We start from the raw sequence: 14,550 nt of genomic DNA, 5'->3' as shown, positions 1-14,550 counted from the left end.
CAGGCGCGTGCTGCGCATTCACAAAGACTCTTCAGCAATGACCGCCGGCCGCAGCGCGAAGTTGCAGTCGCTTTAAATCATCGGTGCCGCCGTGTTATGAAGCAGCACGTTCACGATGAGGCCAGGCAATGAGCAAGTTACGCGTTGGGATTATTTTTGGCGGCCGCTCGGCCGAGCATGAGGTGTCGCTGCAATCGGCGAAAAACATCGTCGATGCGCTGGATCGCTCACGCTTCGAACCGGTGCTGATCGGCATCGACAAGCAGGGCCACTGGCACCTCAACGATCCCTCGAACTTCCTGCTCAACCAGGAAAACCCGGCGCTGATCGCCCTCAATCAATCCAATCGCGAGTTGGCGGTGGTACCGGGCAAGGCCAGTCAGCAATTGGTCGAAACCTCCAGTCAGGAACTGCTGGGCCACGTCGATGTGATCTTCCCGATTGTCCACGGCAGCCTTGGCGAAGACGGTTGCCTGCAAGGACTGTTGCGCATGGCCGATTTGCCGTTCGTCGGTTCCGATGTGCTCGGCTCGGCAGTGTGCATGGACAAGGACATCACCAAGCGCCTGCTGCGTGATGCCGGAATCGCCGTCGCGCCTTTCGTTACCCTCAACCGCGCCAGTGCTGCGCGTATCGACTTCGCCGAGGTGCAAGGCAAACTCGGCTTGCCGCTGTTCGTCAAACCGGCGAATCAGGGGTCTTCGGTCGGCGTCAGCAAAGTCACCCATGAAACCGAATACGCGGCAGCAGTCGAACTGGCGCTGGGCTTCGACGAAAAAGTCCTGGTCGAATCCGCCGTTATCGGTCGCGAAATCGAATGCGCGGTGCTCGGCAATGACCAACCGATTGCCAGCGGCTGCGGCGAGATCGTGGTGCGCAGCGGCTTCTATTCCTACGACAGCAAATACATCGACGACCAGGCTGCCGAAGTCGTGGTCCCGGCCCACATCAGCGCCGAGTCCAGCGAACGCATCCGCGCCTTGGCGGTAGAAGCGTTCCAGTTGCTCGGCTGCTCCGGGCTGGCGCGGGTCGACGTGTTCCTGACCGACAGCGGCGAAGTGCTGATCAACGAAATCAACTCACTGCCCGGCTTCACCCGCATCAGCATGTACCCCAAACTTTGGCAGGCGACGGGCATGAGCTATAGCGAACTGGTGAGCCGCCTGATTGATTTGGCGGTGCAGAGGCATGAGGTGCGCAAGGGGTTGAAGATTAGTCGGTAGCGGATTGTTTGCGCCCCGAGTTCGTCGGCTCTATCTGAACATGCATCGACTCAAATGCCTCGATGAGGGTGATCATGGCTTCAAAGTAGACACCTTCCAGCGTTCCTGGCTCAGGCTCGTTGTCGAAGAGAGCGGACACGGTCCGTAACACCGCGCGGTATTGGGCGTCGGTGTTAATCGGATGGATATCGCTGTTCATGAATGACTCCATCTCGACGTTATCAGCGCCGATGATTTTTGGATTACCGGGAATGTGGACCGAATTTTACGTGCGTGTCTTCAAGTTGCGTGTAGGAAAACGCTGCGCTTGCCGGCAGGATCGGGAACATCTTCCACCAAAAAAGGCTTACCTCGCGGTAAGCCTTTTCTCCTGCCAGCGTAAGAATCAATCCCCCAATGCTTCTCCCTCACGTCGCGGGTCGGCCCCGCCGGCCAGTGCAGATTTTCCCTGTGGGTCCTTGATCCGAACGATCGCTTGGGTGCCGCTGGTCATGTCGATTTCGTTCACCGCGTGTCCCTTGTCGCGCAGCGCCTGGATCAGCGCCGGGCTGAATTGTCCTTGCTCGAGTTCGGTCGGGCCGTTGCGGCTGCCGAAGTTGGGCAGGTTGATTGCGGTTTGCGGGTCGAGGTTCCAGTCGAGCAGGCCGATGGCGGATTTGGCGACGTATTCGATGATCTGCGAGCCGCCGGGGGAACCGAGGGTGGCGAGGAATTCGCCGCTCTGGCGATCGAAAATCAGGGTTGGCGCCATCGACGAGCGTGGGCGCTTGCCGGGTTCGACGCGGTTGGCGACTTTCTGCCCGTTTTCTTCGGGGATGAACGAGAAGTCGGTCATCTGATTATTGAGCAGGAAGCCTTGGACCATCAGGTGCGAGCCGAACGCCGATTCGACGGTGGTGGTCATCGACACCGCGCCGCCCAGATCATCGACCGCGACCACTTGCGAGGTGGAAATGCGCAGCGGCGAACGGTCGGGCGCGTAGGCCACTTGAATGCCCGGCGGCGTGCCGGGTTTGGCCGTGCCCGTGCTCCGCTCGCCGATCAGCGCGGCGCGGCTGGCGAGGTAGTTCGGGTCGATCAGGCCTTTGACCGGCACCGGCACGAAGTCGCTGTCGGCGACATATTGCGCGCGGTCGGCGTAGGCCTGGCGTTCGGCTTCGGAGATCAGATGCACCGCTTCAGGCGTCGGTTCGATGCCGGCGGGTTTGTTGGTTTTCACTGGTTTCTGCGGCGCGAGCGCGAAGCGCGGGTCGCGGGTTTCCAGGGCTTGCAACGTGCCGAGAATCTGCGCGATGGCGATCCCGCCGGAGGAGGGCGGCGGCATGCCGCAAACTTGCCAGCGCTTGTAATCTGTGCACAGCGGCGCGCGTTCCTTGGCCTGATAACCCTGAAGATCGTTCAGCGACAAACTGCCGGGGTTTTGATGGCCCTGGACTTTGGCGACAATTTCTTCGGCAATCGGCCCTTTGTACAACGCGTCGGGACCTTCTTTGGCGATCCGTTTCAGCGCGGCCGCGAGGGGCGGATTCTTCAGCAATGTGCCGGTGGCTTTCGGGCTGCCGTCGGCGTTGAGAAAGTACGCCATCATGTCCGGCGAACGGCGCATCGACGAGTCGGAAGCAATCAGTTGATGCAAGCGCGGCGAGATCGCAAAGCCTTGCTCCGCGAGTTTGATCGCTGGTTCGAACAGCGTCGCCCACGGCAAGCGCCCGTGTTGCCGATGCGCCAGTTCCAGCGCGCGCAACACCCCCGGCGTACCCACCGAACGACCACCGATTTGCGCCTGAGTGAACGGCATCGGTTGGCCATCGGCCTGCAGGAAAAGTTTCTCGGTGGCGCCGGACGGAGCGGTCTCGCGGCCGTCATACGTGCGCACAGCTTTGCCGTCCCACAACACAATCAACGCACCGCCGCCGATGCCCGAGGATTGCGGCTCCACCAGGGTCAACACCGCTTGCATGGCAATTGCCGCATCAATCGCCGAACCACCCTGACGCAACATCGCCCGCCCGGCCTCGGCCGCCAGTGGATTGGCTGCCGCCGCCATGTGTTTCGAGGCGTGACGAGTTTGCAGATCAGTGCGAAAACCCGAAGCGGCTTCCGGGGCGAGGGGCAGAGTAGCGGTGGGTGGGGCGTTGCATGCGGCGAGGGTCAGCGCGGTGGCGATCAACGAAATCGCTGACAGGCGATAACGACTGAGGTGGAAGGCTGAGAACACGTGAGGCACTCCGTCCGTGGGAAAGGTCTGGCGACTGTATCGGCCGACCGGGCAGGACGCAAACCAGCGCCGAGCGCGACAGTGCTTTTGTCCTTCATCAACCGGTGGATTTTCTGTAGGTCGAAGGCCACCGCGCCGTCAGACATCAACTCTTCCCGGCGCTGGCTGCGATGCGCGCCCAACGCTTTGATTCACAAGACTTTTTTCGAGGCATAAAAAAACGGCCTACCTTTCGGTAAGCCGTTTTTAGTACTTGGTGGCTACACAGGGACTTGAACCCCGGACCCCAGCATTATGAATGCTATGCTCTAACCAACTGAGCTATGTAGCCAAGTGGCGCGCATTATTCACCTGGAATGCAGATGCGTCAAGCGTAAATCTAAAATATTTCTCTACACTTTCAACCGCTTATCCTCCTGACCTGAAAATACGGGGCGAAACGGCGGCTCAACTCAGCTGAAATCTCCCGGTATTGGCGCTTAACGCCTTGCTGCCTTGGCTCAACGTGTCGGCGGCGAGGTTCACGGCGCGTGCGCCTTCGAGCAATCTCACCGCAGCCTGATCGACTTGTTGAATGTTGCCGCTGACTTCATCGGCGGTGCTGGCCTGTTCTTCGACGGCGGTGGCGATTTGGGCGAGGGTGTCGGTGACGCTTTGCACAGCGCTGGCGATTTCGCCCAGGCGTTCGCCGAGGCCGGTGACGGCTTCGGCATCGGACTGCGCCTGGCCGCACGCCGCTTCCATCAAACTGACTGCTTCGTTGACCGTGTTGCGCAAGCTGTCGACCGTGCCGGCGATTTGCGCGGTGGACGATTGCGTGCGCTGGGACAAACTGCGCACTTCATCGGCGACCACCGCAAAGCCGCGACCTTGTTCACCGGCGCGCGCCGCTTCGATGGCGGCGTTGAGCGCCAGCAGGTTGGTCTGCTCGGCGACGCCACGAATGGTGTCGACCACCAATTGAATCTGTTGCCCTTGCTCACTGACTCGGCCCAACGCGGCGGCGGTGTCGTTGAGGCGCTGATTGAGCTGCTGGATGCTTGCCGTCGTGCGTTGGCTGTCGCGGCTGCTGTCGGCGGCGATGCGTTGCGTATGCTGCGCGCTGCCGGACGCCTGTTCGCAACTGTGGGCGACGCCTTGCGAGGTCGCGGCCAATTGCGTGGCAGCGGCGGCGATCTGGCTGATCTGAATCTGTTGCGCCTCGACTTCGCCGAGGGCGCCGCTGGAATGATCGTTGAGCGTGCGCACCGCGTTGCTCAGTTGCAGCGTCTCGTGATCGACGCCGAGCAAACTGTTGCGCAGTTGCACCACGGCTACGTTGAGCGCGGTGCTGATCGCCGCCAGTTCATCGCGTCCCTGCACCGGCACTTGCACGCTCAAATTGCCGTCACGCAGCGCTTCGGCGAGCACGGTGATGCCGCTGGCGCTGCGGCGGATCGACGCTTGCAGACACACAAACAGATACAGCGCCGCCAGCAGCAGGCAACCGAGCACGCTCGCAACAAGGATGAATTGGCGGATCGCCGAGTTGTGGTAGTAATCCAGGCGTTGATCCAGCGACGTCAGCGATTGTTGACGCAGCGACGCGAGGTCGCCGAGCAGCGAATCGAGATTGCGCTCGAAGTCTTCAGGTTTGAGGTTGATGCTGCCGCCGAACACGCCGTCATCGAGCACTTTGAGGCTGGCATCCAGATGTTGCAGGCTGTCGTGATATTGCCCGGCCCAGGTTTGCAGCGCGCTCGGCAATCGCGCTTCGAGCAGGCCAGCAGTTTTCACCAGTTGCTCGCGGGCGTCACCGATGCGGCCACGCAAATCGCGCAATTGCAGACGGCTTTGCAAAGTGAATTGCCCCGACACCACCGACGCCTGGCCGACGGCGGCGAGGCGGCCGACGCGTTCAATCAGGTCCGGCGCATGCTGGGTCGAGATCTGCGTGAGCAAATAGGTTTCCAGCCACGGCGCCAGCGTCAGGCGATTGTCCATGGCGATCTGTTCGCGCAACGCTTGCAGGGCGCTCAGGGCATTGGTGAAACGATCGTAACCGTCCGGCCACCAGCCGACGCTGCTGAGGCTTTTCGAGTCGAGGCCATTCAGCGCGGTTTGCAGGGCTTGAAAACGCGCCAGCGTTTGCGCTTCGGCGCCTTCATTGCTCAGCGCGTTGCCCAGGTCGGTGGTGGCTTGGGCGACGGCGGGTTGCACGGCGTCGAACGCGCCCATCGCGGCGATGGTCGCCGGGGTCGGCTGACGATTGGTTTCGGTGGCGCGCCAACGAGCGGCGCGATCACGTTGCGCGGCGAGCAGGTTGTCCAGCGCATCCAGCGCAAGCAGTTGCCGAACGCCGGCACGTTCGCCGGAAATAAGCTGCAGTTTGTCCCGATAATCCAGGCCGATCATCCACAAGCTGCCGGCCAGCGGCAGGATGAACAGCAGAAACAGCAATTGAAATTTGCGCGCGAAGCCAAAACGCCCCAGCAGCCCGATCCCCGGTGATAAAAAAGCCTGCATGCCCCATGACTCCTGTGAGCACCACGCACCATTGGCGTGCGCCGAGATCGTTGCGACCGCGACTTGTGCCCTTTTAAAAGGCCTCGAAAGTTCACCCTCGCCAGCTCTGTAGGCCGGCTCTGTAGCGAAACTTCCCATTCTCGACTGCCTTTGTAAGGCGGCCGCGTTGAAGCGGAGAAGCAAGGCAAGATTCAGACCATGGCGTTGCGCTATCACCTGCTGGTCGACGAAAGTGCAAGTCGTTAGCTCGCTAAGGGGATGGCGCTGCTGCACTTAAAAATGGCACATTGGCGCACCTGCCCGCGTGCACCCATCTGCTGTATGGAAACTCTCATGGCTCTCACCAACGTCCAAGCCGGTGCTACGCCGGCATCTGCGACACCGCAAAGCAGCCCGCTGGTCATGCGCATCATCGGCGCGGTGGCGCTGGCGCATTTGATCAACGACCTGATTCAGTCAGTGCTGCCATCGATTTACCCGATGCTCAAAGCCAACTATGGCCTGACCTTTACCCAGGTCGGTTTGATCACCCTGACGTTCCAACTGACAGCGTCGCTGCTGCAGCCGTGGGTCGGTTATCACACCGATCGACATCCGAAACCGTGGCTGCTGCCGGCCGGTACGGTGTGCACGCTGATCGGTATTTTGATGATGTCGGTGGTCGGCAGTTTCCCGATGATTCTGCTGGCGGCGGGGCTGATCGGCATTGGTTCGTCGACCTTTCACCCGGAAGCCTCTCGCGTGGCCCGACTGGCTTCGGGCGGCCGCTACGGTTTGGCGCAATCGACGTTTCAGGTCGGCGGCAATGCCGGTTCGGCGTTTGGTCCTTTGCTGGCGGCGGCGATCATTATTCCGTTCGGCCAGGGCCACGTGGCGTGGTTCGGACTGTTCGCGGTGTTTGCGCTGTTCGTGCTCTATCGCATCAGCCGCTGGTACGCCAATCACCTGAACCTGTTCAAGCTCAAGCAGGGCCAGGCTGCAACGCACGGCTTGTCGAAAAATCGGGTGATCAGCGCGTTGGTGGTGCTCGGTTTGCTGGTGTTCTCCAAGTATTTCTACATGGCGAGTTTCACCAGTTATTTCACCTTTTACCTGATCGAGAAATTCGACCTGTCGGTGGCCAGTTCGCAACTGCACCTGTTTCTGTTTTTAGGAGCGGTGGCGGCGGGGACGTTCTTCGGCGGGCCGATTGGCGACAAGATCGGGCGTAAAGCGGTGATCTGGTTTTCGATTCTCGGCGTTGCGCCGTTCACGCTGATTCTGCCGCACGTCGATCTGTTCTGGACCAGCATCCTCAGCGTGGTCATTGGCTTCATCCTCGCCTCGGCGTTCTCGGCGATTGTGGTGTACGCGCAGGAATTGGTGCCGGGCAATGTCGGAATGATCGCCGGGGTATTCTTCGGTTTGATGTTTGGTTTCGGCGGGATTGGCGCGGCGTTGCTGGGGCACCTGGCGGATGTTCACGGGATCGAATACGTGTACTTCCTGTGCTCGTTCCTGCCGCTGTTCGGGGTGCTGGCGATCTTCCTGCCGCGTACCAAAAAGGCCTGATGAAACCGCGATCCCGGTAGGAGCGAGGCTTGCCCGCGAAGGCGCCTTCACTGACGCCAAAAGCTTCGCGGGCAAGCCTCGCTCCTACGAGGGATGGGTCGTCAGGGAAATCACGGGCAGAAAAAAACCGCGCATCAAGCGCGGCTTTTTCTTGCACGGGTGAACGCCGTCAAACCTTGGCGGGGTTTTGCTTCTCCGGATCGATGCCATAAAGCGTAATCGCCTCGGCGACTTTTTCCCTTGGCAAGGTGCCTTCGTCGGCCAACGCTTTCAACGCGGCGACCGCGATGAAGTGGCGATCAACTTCGAAGAATTTACGCAACGATTCGCGCGTGTCCGACTGGCCGAAACCATCGGTTCCCAACGCGACGAAGCGCCGTTTTGGCACGAATGGGCGAATCTGGTCGGCGAAGATTTTCATGTAATCCGTCGCCACCACCACCGGACCTTGCTTGTCCTGCAGGCAGCTTTCGACGTAGCTGACACGTTGCGTGTCTGCCGGGTGCAGCAGATTCCAGCGCTCGACATCCTGACCTTCGCGGCGCAATTCGGTCAGGCTGGTGACGCTCCACACGTCGCTGGTGACGCCGAAGTCGGCTTCCAGCAACTGTGCGGCGGCGTTGACTTCGAGCAGGATCGAACCGCAACCCATCAACTGCACATGCTTGCCTTCGCTCGGCGACGCGCTGGCCGAGAGCGTATACATGCCTTTGAGAATGCCTTCCTCGGCACCTTCGGGCATGTCCGGGTGAGCGTAGTTTTCGTTGAGCAGGGTGATGTAGTAATAGATGTCCTCGTTATCGACATACATGCGGCGCATGCCGTCCTGGATGATTACGGCCAATTCGTAGGCGTAGGTCGGATCGTAGGAAACGCAGCACGGCACGGTCGAGGACAACACGTGGCTGTGGCCATCGTCGTGTTGCAGGCCTTCGCCCATCAGCGTGGTGCGGCCGGACGTTGCGCCGAGCAAGAAGCCTCTGGCGCGCGCATCGCCAGCGGCCCAGGCGAGATCGCCGATGCGCTGGAAACCGAACATCGAATAGAAAATGTAGAACGGCACCATCGTCACGCCGTGGTTGCTGTACGACGTGCTGGCGGCGATCCACGAAGAAACCGCCCCGGATTCGTTGAGGCCTTCCTGCATGATCTGGCCGTCACGGGCCTCTTTGTAGTAGCTCAGTTGGCCAGCATCCTGCGGCGTATACAGTTGGCCGACGTGGGAATGAATGCCGATCTGGCGGAACAGGCTTTCCATGCCGAAAGTACGCGATTCATCCGGCACAATCGGCACGATCACCTTGCCGATATTCGGGTCCTTGAGCAGCGTGCCGAGTATGCGCACGAACGCCATGGTGGTGGAAATTTCGCGGGTGCCGGTGCCTTTGAGTTGCGTGTCCATGACCGACAGCGGCGGGATCTGCAGCGGCTCGGAAACACTCACCCGAGCAGGAATGTAACCGCCCAATTGCGCGCGCCGGGCTTGCAGATAACGCGCTTCGACGCTGTCCTCGGCCGGCTTGAGGTAAGGCATGTCGGGCAATTGATCGTCAGTGATTTCCAGCGAGAAACGGTCGCGGAAGGCACGGATCGCGTCTTCACCCATCTTCTTCAATTGGTGATTGATGTTCTGTCCTTCGCCCGCTTCACCCATACCGAAACCTTTGACGGTTTTCGCGAGGATGACGCTCGGCCCGCCGGTGTGGCGCATGGCGGCGGCGTAGGCGTTGTAGACTTTTTCCGGGTCGTGACCGCCGCGCGAGAGCTTCCAGATTTCGTCGTCGGTAAGGTCGCTGACCAATTCCAGCAGTTCGGGGTATTTGCCGAAGAAGTGTTCGCGAACGTAAGCGCCGTTCTGCGATTTGTAGTTCTGATATTCGCCGTCCACGCATTCCATCATGCGTTGGCGCAGCAAGCCGCTTTTGTCCTTCTCCAGCAAAGCATCCCAGCCACCGCCCCAGATGACTTTGATCACGTTCCAGCCAGCCGCGCGGTACAGGCTTTCGAATTCCTGAATGACTTTGGCGTTGCCGCGCACCGGGCCGTCGAGGCGCTGCAAGTTGCAGTTGACGACGAAGATGATGTTGTCGAGTTTCTCGCGGCCGGCAAGGGAAATCGCCGCCAGTGATTCCGGTTGATCCATCTCGCCATCGCCGAGGAACGCCCAGACTTTGCGTCCCTGATGTTCCTTCAAGCCACGGTCTTCGAGGTAGCGCATGAAGCGCGCCTGGTACGCGGCGGTGATGGGCCCAAGGCCCATGGACACGGTGGGGAATTGCCAGAAGTCCGGCATCAGCCGTGGGTGCGGATAGGACGACACGCCATCGCGGTCGGTCTCGCGGCGGAAGTTGTCCAGTTGTTCTTCGCTCAGACGCCCTTCGAGGTAAGCGCGGCCATAGATGCCCGGCGAGGAGTGGCCCTGGATATACACCATGTCGCCGCCGAACTGCTCGGTGCGGCCACGGAAGAAATGTTCGAAACCGACGTCATACAGGACCGCGGCCGAGGCGTAGGAGGCGATGTGCCCGCCGACGTTCGAATGCTTGCCGGCGCGCAGCACCATGGCCAGCGCATTCCAACGGATGTAGGCGTTGATGCGCCGTTCCACTGCCAGATCACCGGGGTAGGGTTGCTGGCGGTCCACTGCCACGGTGTTGACGTAGGGCGTGGTCACGCGCCCGTAGAAATCGCCGTGTTGGGCGACATCGAAGTCCAACAACTGGTCGATCAGGTAATGGGCTCGAGGGCGGCCTTCGACGCTCAGAACCGATTCGATGGATTCGAGCCATTCGCGAGTTTCTTGTGGATCCTCGTCGCGAAACATTGATTGTTGTGCCATCGTCGTCTCCTTGAAAGTGCAGCGGCAGCACCGGTTTATCGGTACCTGGCGAAGGGGATTGTCAGGCGCCAATCCCTTGGAATGCGTGTAGTTGCAATTGCAACCAGTTGCGGAATTTATCGTGCTGCGCGTTACAATTGCAACTAAATCGATTTCATTGGAAGGGTGCAGCATGTCTTCAAGCGAGCCGGATACCTGGTTCAGATTCGTCAGGGCGCATCGCTGTCTGATCCGCGAAATCGAACGTCGTCTGGCCGCCGCCGGGCTCCCGGCCTACGCTTGGTACGACGCGCTGTGGGGGCTGGAAAGCGGCCCCAATGGCACGCGACGCATGAATGAACTGGCCGATGTCATGGCCATCGAACGCTACAACCTCACTCGTCTGATCGATCGTCTGGAGGCCGAAGGCCTGGTCGAGCGCAGCCGTGCCAGCGACGACGGGCGTGGCGCGTATGCCGCGATCACCGAAAGCGGCAAAGTGCTGCGCAAGAAGATGTGGCTGATCTACGAAGGCGCGGTCGATGAGTTGTTTCTGGCGCAATTCGATGAACAGCAACAACGCTTTTTCAGTGATGCGCTGGAGCGCGCAGCGACGGCCGCGCGCAACAGTTCCAAACCGGCGTAAGCGCTGGGTTCATTGCAATTGATAACGCTGCATTGCTTGCTCGACATACACCTGCGGGACTTTGTCGTCCTCGGCCAGGGCGCGCAGGGCCAGGGTGACAATCCAGCGTTTATCCACGGTCTGGCCCGGGGTCGGTTCGGCTGGCATTGAGGCGGTCGAGTCGGCGCCGAGTGCAACGAAACGCGCGTTAATGTGCGCGCCGATCTGATCGACCACGTGCTGCGCATAACCGGTCACCGCGATCACTGGGGAATTTCCGGCGTTCAGGCATTCGCGCAGGTGCGAAGAGCGCCGGGGCACGTCCGGATGCACGCGACTCCAGCGTTGCGCGCGATCGGCATCCCGCGCCAGGCGCGTGTAGCTGGGGCAACTCCACAATTCGCTGGCCACGCCCCAATCCTCGCGCAGCATCTGCGCGGCAGAAATCACTGAACGCAAGGCCAGTCCGGCGCCAAGCAGGCGGACTTTCGGCTGCTCGGCGTTGCCCACGGTTTCGCTGATTTTGTACATGCCTTTGAAGGCCTGGTGTGCGCTGTGGTTGCTCATCGGCCCGGTGAAATCGTTGGGCTCATCGTGCAGCGCCATGTAATAAAACCCGTCGCTGCCCTCGACATACAAACTCTGCAACGCGGCAATCGCAATCGCCCGGGCCTCGGCGCCGCTGGCCGGATCGAACGGCAGACATTGCGGGTTGGCCGCGAGCCACAGCGGCACCCACGGGTGCGCGCCTTTGGGCCAGGCGCTGGACAGTGTTTCGATGTCATTGCAGACAATCCCGCGTTGCGCCGCTTCGCTCGATAACGCGCACAGTTCGGCTGAGGTCGCGGAGCTGGTGAGGTACAACAAGGGTTTTTCGCTGGCGCAGGCTTGCGGGCTGAAGCGCAGCGGCCAGGCGCTGATGCGGGTGTGGGTGTGGTCAGGGCTGCTTTCGACGCCCGGTGGCTGGTTGGATCGCACCACCCAGACGTTTTTTGAGGTCTGTGGATCGCGTTCCAGACGGTCGGCGATATCGATCATGGTGTAGAGCGGCGAAGCGCATTGCGCGTGGGATTGATCGGCGAGGGCCTGGATTTTTTCGATGCAGGCCTGGGCTGCCAGGCCGGTCTCGCGGGTGGTGTTGAAGCTGGAAAAACCGATCATATTTCAACTCGCTCCGTGCGTTCCGTCGTCCTTGCACCATACTGCACGCCTCAATATGATTGCAAATGCAATGACATTCAACGCCGCCAAACGGAGTTTTGTCCGATGAATACGTCTTACCCGCTCACGCTCTACACCGCCGATACGCCCAATGGGCAGAAGATCAGCATTTTCCTCAAAGAGGCCGGCATCGACTGCGAACAGGTGAAATTCAATCTGTCCGAAGGGCGCCAGCATTCGCCGGAATACTTGCAGATCAACCCAAACGGCAAAATCCCGGCAATCGTTGATCATGAAGCCGGAGTGTCGGTTTTTGAATCGGCGGCCATCCTTGGTTATCTGTCGCAGAAGTTCGATTGCTTGCAGCCAAAATCCGCCGCAGAGCAGCTTGTCGTGCAGCAATGGCTGTACTTTCAGGTCGGCGCCATTGGCCCGATGCTGGGCCAGTTGTGGTGGTTTTTACACGGCACTACATCGGCGAATGAGCAGGCGATCACGCGCTATCGCAACGAGGCGTTGCGCATCTATGGCGTGGTCGACAAGCAATTGGCGAAAAGCACCTATCTGGCCTCGGACAACTATTCGATTGCCGACATCGCAGCGTTCCCCTGGTTGCGCACCCACGAAGAGCTCGCGCTGGATATCTCATCCTTCAGCCACGTCAACCGCTGGTTGCAGGCCATCGAGTCGCGACCGGCCGTGCAGGCCGGGCTGGCTGACTCGCGGGAAACGCGCGCAAGTTAACGTCCTTCATTCAACACGAGCCTGATGTCCGAGAGCCGCGTTATCCCGTCGGGAAAAGGCGGCTCTGTTATTTGAAGTATTTACACAATCAATTAGCGTATGCTTTTATTCGATTAATGATCAGCCCGAAGTTAATACGTTCAGTGTGCAACCATGCTATTGCGGCAATCCCGCTCGAACGCAATTAGGTAGTGATCATTTATCTTTACTACAAGAAGGACTCTTGGGTTGGATATCGAAACATAATCGATGCCAAACGGGGATTCAAGAATCTGAATACTATAAGAAAACAGGATTTCTGATGAGTACTCGATTATTAAATTGCGACGTTATGGCCAAGCACGAGTCTGAGCCGGATTACCAATTGCGTTGTGCCTTTGAAAAGCACTTGCAGTCTCTCAATGGTTGTCACTATGCGTATTTTGTTACGCATAAAGGCCTGGACGTCAAACCGCGAATCATTTCCAACTACCCTGAGCGTTGGCTCAGGGCTTATAGAGCTGCCAACTATCATTTGATCGACCCGGTGATCAATCACGGGTTGAAATGCGTGGCTCCGTTCTCCTGGCGAGAAGCGCTCGACGCCAAGGAGTCAGCCCAGAGCGATGATGTATTCGCCTTGTCGCAGAAGTACCAGATCTCGATGGGCTACACCTTCAACCTGCATGACTCCAACGGGTTGTTCGCCGCGCTGAGCATTTGCAACACCGAGCGCCGCGTCGATTTCGAGCAAGTCATGAAGCAGCGCGCGGCGGAAATCCAGATGACCCTGATCCAGTTTCACAACAGCCTGACCGCCACTTTTGCGCCGAACGAGCTGTTTCCCGCGTCGGCGGATACCAGCCTGTCGGACCGGGAAATGGGCGTACTCAAGTGGGTGGTGATGGGCAAGGCTTATCGAGAGATCGCAGCGATGCACGCGATTTCCGTGCGCACCGTGAAGTTTCATATGTCCAACGTGGTCCACAAACTTCAGGTGCGCAACGCCAAGCAGGCAGTCTACAAGGCCGTCAGCCTGGGCCTGGTCTGACCGGCAGGCCGATTACCTGGGCGCCGGTGGCTGGCAATTGATGTCCACCACCGCGCTCAGCGGCTGGCCATTCTTCGCTTCGATCGCCTCGACGAGGCGTTGATCGTTTTCGCGCGAAACCGGCATGTTCAGCAGCAGCACCTTCTCACCCGGCGAGGCTTCGCCGCTGTCGAGAATTTCGTAGTGCCAGCCGGCCTTGCGCACGATGCGCGACATGGCCTGGCTGACCACCGTGATGATCGATTCCAGACCGGCGCGGGCGGCGTAGGTGTGCATCGCCAGCAAGAGCATTTCAGTCAGGCCCAGTTGCCCCAGTCCCAATGCACGGGAGCGCGTCTTGTCGACGAAAAATCGGCTGGACTCGGCGATCCGGCAATTCTTCGGCAAGGTGTGCCCGAAGAAACTGCGGAACGGGCCTTCGACCATATACGGGTAAACGGTGTTGATCAGGCGCAGGCTGGCGAGTGAAACGCCTGAGCAGGTGCCGACAAGATAAGTCGAATGCGCATTATCGTATTCATCGACTTCATGCCCGCCGCAAATATTGACTCGCCAGTTAAGCCGGTCGGCGAATACTTCTTTTCTTAATCCATACAAGTTTCCCAATAACTCCGGGGAAGCTTGCGAGTGCTCGACGTTATAAAAACTTACTTTATTCATAATTGTTATTGTCCA

At 59.6% G+C, this 14,550-nt stretch carries 10 protein-coding genes, 1 tRNA gene and 1 pseudogene; 5 read left to right on the top strand and 7 right to left on the bottom strand.

What is annotated here, in order from left to right:
* Nucleotides 1-128: 128 nt before the first annotated feature.
* Nucleotides 129-1,223, top strand: coding sequence for a D-alanine--D-alanine ligase (gene ddlA / locus BI292_RS00415; protein ID WP_101206526.1), 1,095 nt, complete (start codon nucleotides 129-131; stop codon nucleotides 1,221-1,223).
* 19 nt (nucleotides 1,224-1,242) lie between these two features.
* On the opposite strand, the pseudogene BI292_RS00410 reads toward ddlA, so the two are convergent.
* From BI292_RS00410 to BI292_RS00395, 4 genes and pseudogenes are all read right to left on the bottom strand, one after another.
* A pseudogene (locus tag BI292_RS00410) lies at nucleotides 1,243-1,422 on the bottom strand (transcriptional regulator); the annotation flags it as partial.
* Between the two features lie 186 nt (nucleotides 1,423-1,608).
* A complete protein-coding gene (ggt, locus tag BI292_RS00405; protein ID WP_101206524.1) occupies nucleotides 1,609-3,441 on the bottom strand; it encodes a gamma-glutamyltransferase in 1,833 nt (610 codons plus the stop codon).
* Nucleotides 3,442-3,695: 254 nt separating this feature from the next.
* Nucleotides 3,696-3,772: transfer RNA gene (locus tag BI292_RS00400), tRNA-Met, on the bottom strand.
* A 116-nt stretch (nucleotides 3,773-3,888) separates the two neighbouring features.
* Nucleotides 3,889-5,946, bottom strand: coding sequence for a methyl-accepting chemotaxis protein (locus BI292_RS00395; RefSeq protein WP_101206523.1), 2,058 nt, complete (start codon nucleotides 5,944-5,946; stop codon nucleotides 3,889-3,891).
* A 333-nt stretch (nucleotides 5,947-6,279) separates the two neighbouring features.
* On the opposite strand from BI292_RS00395, the gene BI292_RS00390 reads away from it, so the two are divergent.
* Nucleotides 6,280-7,497, top strand: a complete 1,218-nt coding sequence (locus BI292_RS00390; protein ID WP_101206521.1) for an MFS transporter — start codon at nucleotides 6,280-6,282, stop codon at nucleotides 7,495-7,497.
* 169 nt (nucleotides 7,498-7,666) lie between these two features.
* Here the strand turns inward: BI292_RS00390 and aceE are convergent, their stop codons facing one another.
* The gene (gene aceE, locus BI292_RS00380) at nucleotides 7,667-10,336 is read right to left on the bottom strand and encodes a pyruvate dehydrogenase (acetyl-transferring), homodimeric type (protein ID WP_101206517.1); all 2,670 of its coding nucleotides are present in this window, start codon (nucleotides 10,334-10,336) and stop codon (nucleotides 7,667-7,669) included.
* A 172-nt stretch (nucleotides 10,337-10,508) separates the two neighbouring features.
* Here aceE and BI292_RS00375 point away from each other — a divergent pair, with 172 nt between their 5' ends.
* Entirely contained in the window at nucleotides 10,509-10,961 is a 453-nt protein-coding gene (locus tag BI292_RS00375; RefSeq protein ID WP_092278031.1) for a MarR family winged helix-turn-helix transcriptional regulator, read from the top strand.
* A gap of 9 nt (nucleotides 10,962-10,970) precedes the next feature.
* Here the strand turns inward: BI292_RS00375 and BI292_RS00370 are convergent, their stop codons facing one another.
* Nucleotides 10,971-12,101: a pyruvate dehydrogenase gene (locus BI292_RS00370; protein ID WP_101206516.1), complete on the bottom strand. Its 1,131-nt coding sequence runs from the start codon at nucleotides 12,099-12,101 to the stop codon at nucleotides 10,971-10,973.
* A 105-nt stretch (nucleotides 12,102-12,206) separates the two neighbouring features.
* Between BI292_RS00370 and BI292_RS00365 the strand changes: the two genes are divergently transcribed.
* Both BI292_RS00365 and BI292_RS00360 read left to right on the top strand, forming a co-directional pair.
* Entirely contained in the window at nucleotides 12,207-12,845 is a 639-nt protein-coding gene (locus BI292_RS00365; RefSeq protein WP_092278035.1) for a glutathione S-transferase family protein, read from the top strand.
* Between the two features lie 301 nt (nucleotides 12,846-13,146).
* Nucleotides 13,147-13,875, top strand: a complete 729-nt coding sequence (locus tag BI292_RS00360) for a LuxR family transcriptional regulator (protein ID WP_256592592.1) — start codon at nucleotides 13,147-13,149, stop codon at nucleotides 13,873-13,875.
* 12 nt (nucleotides 13,876-13,887) lie between these two features.
* On the opposite strand, the gene BI292_RS00355 is transcribed toward BI292_RS00360, so the two are convergent.
* Nucleotides 13,888-14,535, bottom strand: coding sequence for an acyl-homoserine-lactone synthase (locus tag BI292_RS00355; RefSeq protein WP_101206512.1), 648 nt, complete (start codon nucleotides 14,533-14,535; stop codon nucleotides 13,888-13,890).
* Nucleotides 14,536-14,550 lie beyond the last annotated feature (15 nt).

Origin of the sequence: Pseudomonas sp. 43NM1, assembly GCF_002836905.1 — a bacterium.
Classification (GTDB): Bacteria; Pseudomonadota; Gammaproteobacteria; order Pseudomonadales; family Pseudomonadaceae; genus Aquipseudomonas; species Aquipseudomonas prosekii.
The sequence above is the reverse complement of the archived record's forward strand: the minus strand, read 5'-3'. Positions and strand labels throughout refer to the sequence as shown.